Raw genomic sequence first — 9339 nt, 5'->3', positions numbered from 1 at the left:
GTCACTCCGGCGAAGGCCGGAGCCCAGACGGGCTTGCGCATGTCGAACCGCTGTTCCATCTGAAACGGAAACTCTCTAAACCACGGTCGCTTGGGACCCGAAAGGATCAGACCAAGCCCACATACTTCGCCGCCAGCACCGCGAGGCTGAGCGCCCCGATCCAGGCCGCAATCCGCGTCCCGCGGTCGCGCCGCCCCGACGCCGCCCCGATCTTCTCGATGCTCGCGGGATCGAGCCTCAGCCCCTCGCGCGCCATCTCGGCAAGCCCCACGGACGCGCGCTCGGCTTCCGCCAGGAGGGCCGGCACTTCCGCCAGCACGCGCGCGAGTGTGGTAGCACCCTCGCCGGCCTTGCGCACGGCGCCCCGCGCACCGTAGTGCGTCGAGATCCACTCCTTCGCCACCGGTTCCGCCGCGACCCACAGGTTGAGCGAGGGATCGAGCCCGCGCGCCACACCCTCGACGATCACCATGCTCTTCTGCAGCAGGATCAGCTCCGGCCGCGTCTGCATGTCGAAGACCTCCGTGTAGGCGAAGAGCTGCCCGAGCAGGTCCGCCATCGAGATCTCGTCGGCCGTGCGGCCATGGATCGGCTCGCCGATGGCGCGCAACGCCTGCGCGAACACCTCGACCGGATGATGCGGCGGCACGTAGCCGGCCCAGAAATGCACCTCCGCCGCAAGGCGGTAGTCGCGTGTGATGAGGCCGTACAGGATCTCGGCCAGGAAGCGGCGCTCCTTGTGGCCGAGCCGCCCCATGATGCCAAAGTCGACGGCAACGACGTTGCCGGACGTGTCGACGAACAGGTTCCCCTGGTGCATGTCGGCGTGGAAGAAGCCGTCGCGCATGGCGTGCGTGAGGAAGCTCCTGAGCACGACGAGCCCGAGCGCCTTGAGGTCGTGGCCGTCGGCCTTGAGGCGCGCGTGGTCCGAGATCGGGATGCCGTCGATCCAGTCGGTGGTGAGCACGCGCTTGGCCGTCCGCGTCCAGTCGACGGTCGGCACGCGGAAGCGCTCGTCCGGCGCGATGTTCTCCGCCATCTCCGAGATCGCCGCGCCCTCGAGCCTGAGGTCCATCTCGAGCTCGGTCGTGCGCGCGAGGTTCTCGACCACGGCCACCGGCTTCAGCCGCCGCGACGGCGCATGCACGCGCTCGACGAGCCGTGCGGCGAAGAAATAGCTGTCGAGGTCGCGCTTGAAGCGGCGCTCGACGCCCGGCCGCAGGATCTTGACCGCCACCTCGCGCCGCTGCCCGTCTTTGTCGAGCGTGACGGCCTTGTGCACCTGTGCGATCGAGGCGGCCGCGACCGGCGGCCCGAACTCTACGAAGTGATCCTCGAGCTTGCCGCCGAGCGCGTCTTCCACGGCGCGCCGCGCGTCCGCCATGGGGAAGGGCGGCAGCTTGTCCTGCAGCCGGCTGAGATCGGCGGCGGCCTCGGGGCCGATCACGTCGGCGCGTGTCGCCAGGAACTGTCCGAGCTTGATGTAGGAGGGCCCGAGGGCGGCGAGCGCTGACGAGATGCGCTGCTGCTTCGGCTTGCCGACATTGAACGGCGCGGCGAGGATGGTGATCGGCAGCGTCGCCAGCCGCGCGGCGCGCAGCGCCAGCGGCACCGGCCGGCCTCGAGGGACGAACCGGACCCCGTGCTGCGCGAGCACGATACCCGCCCGCGCGAGCCGCCAGACGTTTGTGATTGCAGTTGCCATTGAGGGAGAGCGGTACCGGCCCTGCGGCCGGCTTGCAAGCCGCGTCTCCAAACACCGTTGCCGCTTTGCCTCTGGATAAACACGCCATACAACTCGAACCGAGATCCTAGCGCAATGAGAGCCGCTCCGAATCGCTCTAGACCGGTTCATGGGCCATGAACTTTCTTCATCGCGCGAGAGGGCGCCTCACCCGGACGTGATCTTCAATCGCGTCCGACCTCTCCCCGTCCATGCGAAGCATGGCTTCGCCATGACGCTGCGCGGGTGAGGGGGTGCCACGAACGGGATGTTTCGAGGGACACGATGACAGCGCAGCCGACGCTCCCGAAGTTCATCCACCTGAAGACGCACTCGGCCTATTCGCTGCTCGAGGGCGCGCTGCCGATCGGCAAGATCGCCAAGCTCGCCGAGGCGGCCGGGATGCCGGCCATCGGCCTCACCGACACCAACAATCTGTTCGGGGCGCTCGAGTTCTCGGACAAGCTGTCCGGCGCCGGCATCCAGCCCATCGTCGGCGCCACCTACGATACGGATTTCGGCGATGGAGCCGCTGATGCAAGCGGCCTCCCGCGCCTCGGCCAGAACGCGCCGCCCGTGCGCCCCGCGGGCCCCCTCGCGCTCCTCGCGGCCAGCGCCGAGGGCTACGCCAACCTCATCAAGCTCGCGAGCCAGGCGTTCCTGCTGCCCGACCCTGCCGAGCCGACGCACATCAAGCTCGACGCCCTCGAAGCCCATCGCGGCGGCCTCATCGTTCTGACCGGAGGCCCGGAGGGCCCCATCGGCCGCGCGCTGTCGGAGGGCCAGGCCGACGTTGCCCGCCATCGCCTCGAGCGCCTGCACCGCATCTTCAACGGAAACCTTTACGTCGAGCTGCAGCGTCACGGCGCGAAGAGCGAGGAGGAGATCGAGCCGCAGCTGATCGCGCTTGCCTACGAGCTCGGCATCCCGCTCGTCGCCACCAACGAGGTCTACTTCGCAGAGCCCGACGATTACGAGGCCCATGACGCGCTGCTCTGCATCGCCGAGGGGCGCATGGTGACGGAGGACAACCGCCGCCGCGTCACGCGCGAGCACTACTTCAAGAGCATCGACGACATGGCGGCGCTGTTCGCCGACCTTCCCGAGGCGCTCGAAAGCACCATCGAGATCGCGCAGCGCTGCGCCTACCGCCCGCTGAAGCGCAAGCCCATTCTGCCCCGCTTCGTCGCCGCCGCCGATGCGGCGGGCATGACCGATGAAGAAATGCTCGCAGCGGAAGCCGCAGAGCTGAAGCGCCAGGCCGAGGAGGGGCTTCGCGCTCGCCTCGCCGTGAACCCGCTCGCCGATGGCTTCACGCGCGAGGATTACGAAAAGCGCCTCGCCTACGAGCTCGACATCATCGGCCGCATGAAGTTCCCGGGCTACTTCCTGATCGTGGCCGACTTCATCAAGTGGTCGAAGGCCAACGATGTGCCGGTCGGCCCGGGGCGCGGCTCGGGCGCGGGCTCGCTCGTCGCCTGGTCGCTCACCATCACTGATCTCGATCCGCTCCGCTTCGGTCTACTGTTCGAGCGTTTTCTCAATCCCGAGCGTATCTCGATGCCGGACTTCGACATCGACTTCTGCCAGGAGCGACGCGACCGTACGATCCGCTACGTGCAGGAGAAGTACGGCACCGACCGCGTCGCGCAGATCATCACCCACGGCAAGCTGCAGGCCCGCGCCGTGCTGCGCGACGTTGGCCGCGTGCTGCAGATGCCGTATGGCCAGGTCGACCGCCTCTGCAAGCTCGTGCCCAACAACCCGGCCAATCCGGTCACGCTGCCGGAAGCCATCGAGGGCGAGCCCAAGCTGCAGGAGGAGCGCGACAACGATCCCTTGGTCGCGCGCCTGCTCGAGATCGCCCAGAAGCTCGAGGGGCTCTACCGCCACGCCTCGACCCACGCCGCCGGCATGGTGATCGGCGACCGCCCGCTCGACGAACTGGTGCCGCTCTACCGCGATCCGAAGTCGAACATGCCCGTCACCCAGTTCAACTGGAAGATGGTCGAGGCGGCGGGCCTTGTGAAGTTCGACTTCCTGGGGCTCAAGACGCTGACGGTACTGACCAAGGCCGTCGATCTCGTCAAAAAGGGGCGCGGCATCGATGTCGACCTGCTCGCGTTGCCGCTCGACGATAAGCCGTCCTACGAGTTGCTGGCCAAGGCCGATACGGCCGGCGTGTTCCAGCTCGAAAGCACGGGCATGCGCGAGAGCCTGAAGCGCTTGAAGCCCGACCGCTTCGAGGACATCATCGCCATGGTGGCGCTCTACCGCCCGGGCCCCATGGACAACATTCCGACCTACATCAACCGCAAGCACGGCGAGGAGCCGGTCGACTACCTGCATCCGATGCTCGAGAGCATCCTGAAGGAGACCTACGGCGTCATCATCTACCAGGAGCAGGTGATGCAGATCGCGCAGGTCATGGCGGGCTATTCGCTCGGCGACGCCGACCTTCTGCGCCGCGCCATGGGCAAGAAAGACAAGAACGAGATGGCGAAGCAGCAGGCGCGCTTCGTCGAGGGCGCGCTGAAGAACGGCGTCAGGAAGGACGATGCCGTTTACATCTTCGAGTTGGTCGACAAGTTTGCGGGCTACGGTTTCAACAAGTCTCACGCCGCGGCCTACGCGCTTGTAAGCTACCACACGGCCTACATGAAGGCGAACTTCCGCGAGGAGTTCCTGGCCGCCTCCATGACGCTCGACGCGGGAAATACCGACAAGCTCGCCATGTTCGCGGCCGAGGCGAGGAAGAGCGGCATCCGCGTTCTGCCGCCCTGCGTCAACGCGTCGGCCGTCGAGTTCATCGCCGAGCCGCCGAAAAAGGCGGAGGCGCACGGTGCCATCCGCTACGCGCTCGCCGCGCTCAAGAACATCGGCGCCTCCGCCGTCGAGACCATCGTCGAGAGCCGCAACGCCAAGGGATCCTACAAGTCGCTCTCGGATTTCGCCGCGCGCATCAACACCAAGGCCGTCAACAAGCGCGCGCTCGAAACGCTCGCCGCTGCCGGCGCATTCGACGCCTTCGAGCCGAGCCGCGCTCTGGTGTATGCGAACGTGGAGGGCATGATCGCGCTCGCCAACCGTATCTCGGATAATGCCGCCTTGGGCACCAGCGACCTTTTCGGCGGTGCAGGGGATAGCGCAGCGACTCTCGACCTCAAGGCCGCCGAGGCCTGGACACCGATGGACAAGCTGCAGAAGGAATTCGACGCCGTCGGATTCTTCCTCTCCGGCCATCCCCTCGATCAGTACGAGCGCGCGCTGGAGAAGCTCGGTGTGCGCCGTTTCGTGGACTTCGAGGCGGCCAGCACCCGCGGCGCTGTCGCGGGCCGCCTCGCCGGCATCGTCATTGCCGCCCGCGAGCGCCGTTCGCAGAAAGGCAACAAGTTCGCATTCGCGCTGTTCTCCGACACGAGCGGGCAGTTCGAGGCAGTCATCTTCTCGGACACCCTCGCCCAGGCGCGCAGCCTTCTGGAATCGGGCAACGCCGTGCTGCTCGATGTCGAAGGCGAGCGCGACGGCGAGGCGCTCAAGATGCGTGTACAGAGCGTGAAGTCGCTCGACGAGGCGGTCGAGCAGATCCCGCGCAGGATCCGCATCCTCGTCGACGGCGATGCGCTCGGCCGCAACCCGGCCGCGCTCGACCAGCTCAAGACCCTGTTGCGGCCCGGCAAGGGCGAAGCCATGATCGAGCTCCGCCTTGCGGATTACGCGCGTCCGGTTCCGATTGTGCCGAAGGCAAGATATGATCTCTCCGCGAGGACGATTGGCCGCATTACAACCGTTCCCGGCGTCATAGAAGTGATCGAAACATGACCGATGGATGGCCCCGGGAGCGCCGGGGAACCAAGGCCCGGCACGCAGCGTTGGTCGAGGCCATGATTGGATCTCTGGGTCGAGAATTCCTGCGCCCGCAGTCGGTTGGTGACGACACGTCCATTGCGTTCACGCGCATCGACGGCGATCCGAATGCTGCGCTCATCTGCTTTCTGCCGTGGCGCATGCCCTACCCGCTGGCGCGGGTGTCCCGCATCGCGCCGAAGAATTTTCTCGCCTGCTATGAGATGCCGAATGCCATCGTCAGCTCCGAGCCCGAACTCTGCGTGCGCGCCCTCGACGCCGTCGTCGAGGACGCCATGGGCGTTTTTGCAAAGACGCGTCTCGAGCCGGCACAGCTCCTCGTCGTCGGCCTGAGCATTGGGACGGCGGTCGCAACCGTGTTCGCCAACCGCATCGGCGCGCGCCTCTGCTCCATCGCCTCCGCCGATCGCGGCGATCTCACGCTGTGGGAGAGCCCGGCTTCGGCGCAGGTCAAGGAGCTGGCCGAGGCCAAGGGCTACCGCTGCGCCGACTTCACGCGCGCTCTCGCCGGCCTGCACACGATCGAGAACCTCGACAACCTCGCGCCGGGAAGCCGCTTCGTGTTCGGCTCGCGGGACGAGCTCATTCCCGAGCCGAGGCGCCAGGGGTTGATCTCCGCCGTGCATCGGATCCTGCCCGCAGCTGAGGTCAGCTACGTCGATGCCGGCCATTTCGGCACCATGAGCGAAACGGTGCGGCGCGGGCTCGGCGCGCCGGCGGTGCATCTCGCCCGCACCTGAACCCGCGGGCTTCATCGGATCCCGAGGTCACGGGCCTCGCCGGACGATGCGCCAATCCCCCGGACAGCACGAAAAAGGCGCGGCACACTCTTAAATCCGGCCGTGAATCGTGATGCACTGGCGGGCAATCTGCGGCGCGGCCGGCGAGAGGGCCCCATGTTCCCGATCGGAGACGACAACAGCGCGCGGCGCTTGACGCCGGTCGTCACGATCGTGCTGATCGCCCTCAATGTCGTCGTCTTCTTCCTCGAGCTTCAGCGCGGCGACCGCTTCGTCAACGACTGGGCCTTCATCCCCGCGCGCTTCTCGGAAAATCCGTCCGTCGATGTGGTGACGCTGTTCTCCGCCATGTTCATGCACGGCGGCTGGCTGCACCTCGGCGGCAACATGCTCTACCTCTGGATCTTCGGCGACAACGTCGAGGATCGCTTCGGCCATGTCCGCTATCTCATGGTCTATCTCGCGGCCGGCCTCGCCGCGACCTTCGCCCAATACGCCGTCAATCCCGCCTCGGCGATCCCGAACGTCGGTGCGTCGGGTGCTATCGCCGGCGTGCTCGGCGCCTATCTCCTGATGTTTCCGAGGGCGCGCGTCGACGTTCTGCTCGGGCGCCAGGTCGTGGCCATGCCGGCGTTCATCGTCCTCGGCTTCTGGGTCGTGCTGCAGCTCGTGAGCAGCGTGGGCACCATCGCCGATACGGCTGCGACGGAACAGGGCGGCGTGGCCTACATGGCCCACGTCGGCGGCTTCGTCGCGGGCGTCGTCCTTGCGGTCGTGCTCGGCGGCCTGCGGCGCCCGCCCGATCACGTCGCCTGAGCCGGGAACGGGCGGCGATGAGGACGCCCGTCATGGACTGCCAACGGAAAACCCCGGTCGCCGAGGCGGGCGACCGGGGTTTTATACGAGAACCCAGCGGAGCTCGAATTCACCAGACCGAGGACTTGCCGCCGCTGGTGCGCTCGCGCTTCCGGTCTCTGAGCTTGTCCCTCTCCTTGGACTTGTTGGAGGAGTACGGCGAGCAGAAGAAGAAGCAACTGCCGCCGCCGTCATCCTCCACCACTTGGACGGGCTTCGGCCGCGGTGTCGGCTTCGAGATCTTGGCGACGACCTCGGGCATCTGCACGATGAAGTCCGTGCCGGCGTACTTCGTTTCGCTGCGCGACACGTCGTAGCTCGAGACGATCAGCGTGCTGCCCGGTTTCACCACCTCGGCGATGCGGTCGGTGACGGCCTTCGGCAGCTTGATGCGGTCGAGCGTGCGTGCGGCCCTGTCCGTGTCGGTCCCCGAGGGCATCCTCACGGATCCGGCTGCCTTCGTCTTCTTCCGGCTGTAGGAGAGGCTCTCGTCCTCGAAGCTGCTGAAGCCGGTCGAATACTCGTTGACCTCGGTCGCCTGCCATCTGAGGTCGGTCTTGCTCTCGTCCTTCCAGTCGACCGCCGAGAAGATGAAGGTATCGAGCGGCACGTCCGGGTTCTCGATCGCAGCCTGCGCCTCGATCACCGGCTCGAAGCCTTGGCGCACCTGGACGAGTCCGGTCGCAGAGCTGACGAACACGGATACGGGAAGGCCGCGGTTCTGCTCCCGGCGATCAAACGCAGCGACAGCTTTCGTGGCGGCCGTCTCGGTAGCCGCGGCCGTCTTGGTCTCGGCTTTGGCCGCCTGGAGATCGTTCGCGGCCTTCGCGATCGCCCCATCCGCGGCTTTGACGGCCGCATCGGCGGCCTTGGCGGCATCCGCCGTGCGCTGCACCTCTTGGGTCAGGCCCGCAAGGCGATCGCGCTCTGCGGTCTCGGACGCGCGCAACGCTTCGAGCTCGTCGGCCCGCATGCGGGAGGCGGTCTTGGCGAGGCGCGCCGCGATTTTCTTGAGGTCGCGCTCCTGCGATCGCAGGGCGGCCTTGGCCGCATCGGCCGCACGGTCGGCGGCCTTCGCGTCGCTGCGCCGCGCCTTGGCGGCCGCCTTCGCGTCGGTGATGGCGCGTTGCGCCGCAGCCTCGCCCTCGGCGGCGGCAGTCCGCCGCTCGCCCGCGGTCGCTATGGCGTCCACGAGAGCCTGGCGCTCCGCCCGCCGGGCCTCGGCCGCGGTTTCTTGCGTACGCGCTGTGGGGTCCGTTGCCGCATGCGCCGAGGTGACGCCGAGCAGCGCCTCGGCGGCATCGACCCCGGCCTGGATCGCCGTGCGGTCGGTGCGCTCGGCCCGGTCGCCTCCGGTTTCGGTTTGAGCGACGGAGGGCAGCGCCGAGAACAGCCGCGGATGATCGAACAGCGCCGGTGCATTGACGTCCGGCGCGATGACGACCCGCTGGTTGATGTCGGTCATGTTGAAGAAGCGGCGCGCAAAATCGAACGGCAGGCGCACGCAGCCGCCGGAGGCGGGATAGCCCGGAATGACGCCGCCGTGCAGCGCAATGCCGGTCATGGTCAGGCGCTGCATGTGCGGCATCTTCGCGTCGAGGTAGATGTTCGACGTGTGGTCGACCTTCTTCTCGAGGATGCTGTAGATGCCGACCGGCGTCTCGTGGCCGGCACGGCCGGACGAGACGCGCGTCTGCAGCACGAAGCCGTTGCCGTCGTAGACGTACATCCGCTGCTGGTTGAGCGAGATGAGCATAAGCAGCGGGCCCTCGGTCTTGGCCGACGGCATCGGCGCCTCGACGCGGGACTGCTGCTGCGGCTTGGCCCTGCGCTCGGCACGGCGGTCATCGGGTGCGGACAGAGCCGTGTGGGTGAGAAGACCGAGCGCCAGCGAGGCGCTGCCGAGACGCAACAGAAGATCTTTCGCCCCACAGCGATTGGACGACGACGTGAGCACCGTGAAACCCCCTAAAACTCATTGGGAAAACCGTATCCAGGGCCCTCTCGAGTGCCCTCTGCAACGGTTAACTTTTGGATCATGACGAGTTCGACTTCAATAGGTTACGCTTGATGAGTTATCGATTTATCTCCGCTTGTTCCGATTTTTGCGGTTGGCTTCACCTTGGACCGGCAAGAGGCGGCGAAAGCCGCGCG

Annotated in this window: 5 protein-coding genes; 3 read left to right on the top strand and 2 right to left on the bottom strand. The window is 67.0% G+C overall.

Annotated features, from left to right (window positions below; translation table 11 throughout):
* Window positions 1–106 precede the first annotated feature (106 nt).
* Entirely contained in the window at window positions 107–1705 is a 1599-nt protein-coding gene (gene ubiB, locus V7082_RS10340) for a 2-polyprenylphenol 6-hydroxylase (RefSeq protein ID WP_334148237.1), read from the bottom strand.
* Window positions 1706–2008: 303 nt separating this feature from the next.
* Here ubiB and dnaE point away from each other — a divergent pair, with 303 nt between their 5' ends.
* From dnaE to V7082_RS10325, 3 genes are all read left to right on the top strand, one after another.
* Window positions 2009–5545, top strand: a complete 3537-nt coding sequence (dnaE, locus tag V7082_RS10335; protein ID WP_334148235.1) for a DNA polymerase III subunit alpha — start codon at window positions 2009–2011, stop codon at window positions 5543–5545.
* Window positions 5542–6330: an alpha/beta fold hydrolase gene (locus tag V7082_RS10330; RefSeq protein WP_334148233.1), complete on the top strand. Its 789-nt coding sequence runs from the start codon at window positions 5542–5544 to the stop codon at window positions 6328–6330. The genes dnaE and V7082_RS10330 overlap by 4 nt, the downstream gene beginning before the upstream one ends.
* Window positions 6331–6486: 156 nt before the next feature.
* Complete coding sequence (locus V7082_RS10325; protein WP_334148231.1) at window positions 6487–7146, top strand: rhomboid family intramembrane serine protease; 660 nt, start codon at window positions 6487–6489, stop codon at window positions 7144–7146.
* Window positions 7147–7255: 109 nt separating this feature from the next.
* Here the strand turns inward: V7082_RS10325 and V7082_RS10320 are convergent, their stop codons facing one another.
* Entirely contained in the window at window positions 7256–9097 is a 1842-nt protein-coding gene (locus tag V7082_RS10320) for a L,D-transpeptidase family protein (RefSeq protein ID WP_334148229.1), read from the bottom strand.
* Between the last annotated feature and the right edge of the window lie 242 nt (window positions 9098–9339).

Origin of the sequence: Hyphomicrobium sp., assembly GCF_036833075.1 — a bacterium.
Classification (GTDB): domain Bacteria; phylum Pseudomonadota; class Alphaproteobacteria; order Rhizobiales; family Hyphomicrobiaceae; genus Hyphomicrobium_C.
This window is presented reverse-complemented; position numbering and strand designations above follow the sequence as displayed.

Excerpts from the sequence above, each read along its gene's own strand:
- V7082_RS10330 (WP_334148233.1), top strand. The coding sequence starts at position 5,542 with ATGACCGATGGATGGCCCCGGGAGCGCCGGGGAACCAAGGCCCGGCAC.
- V7082_RS10325 (WP_334148231.1), top strand. The coding sequence starts at position 6,487 with ATGTTCCCGATCGGAGACGACAACAGCGCGCGGCGCTTGACGCCGGTC.
- ubiB (WP_334148237.1), bottom strand. The coding sequence starts at position 1,705 with ATGGCAACTGCAATCACAAACGTCTGGCGGCTCGCGCGGGCGGGTATC.
- dnaE (WP_334148235.1), top strand. The coding sequence starts at position 2,009 with ATGACAGCGCAGCCGACGCTCCCGAAGTTCATCCACCTGAAGACGCAC.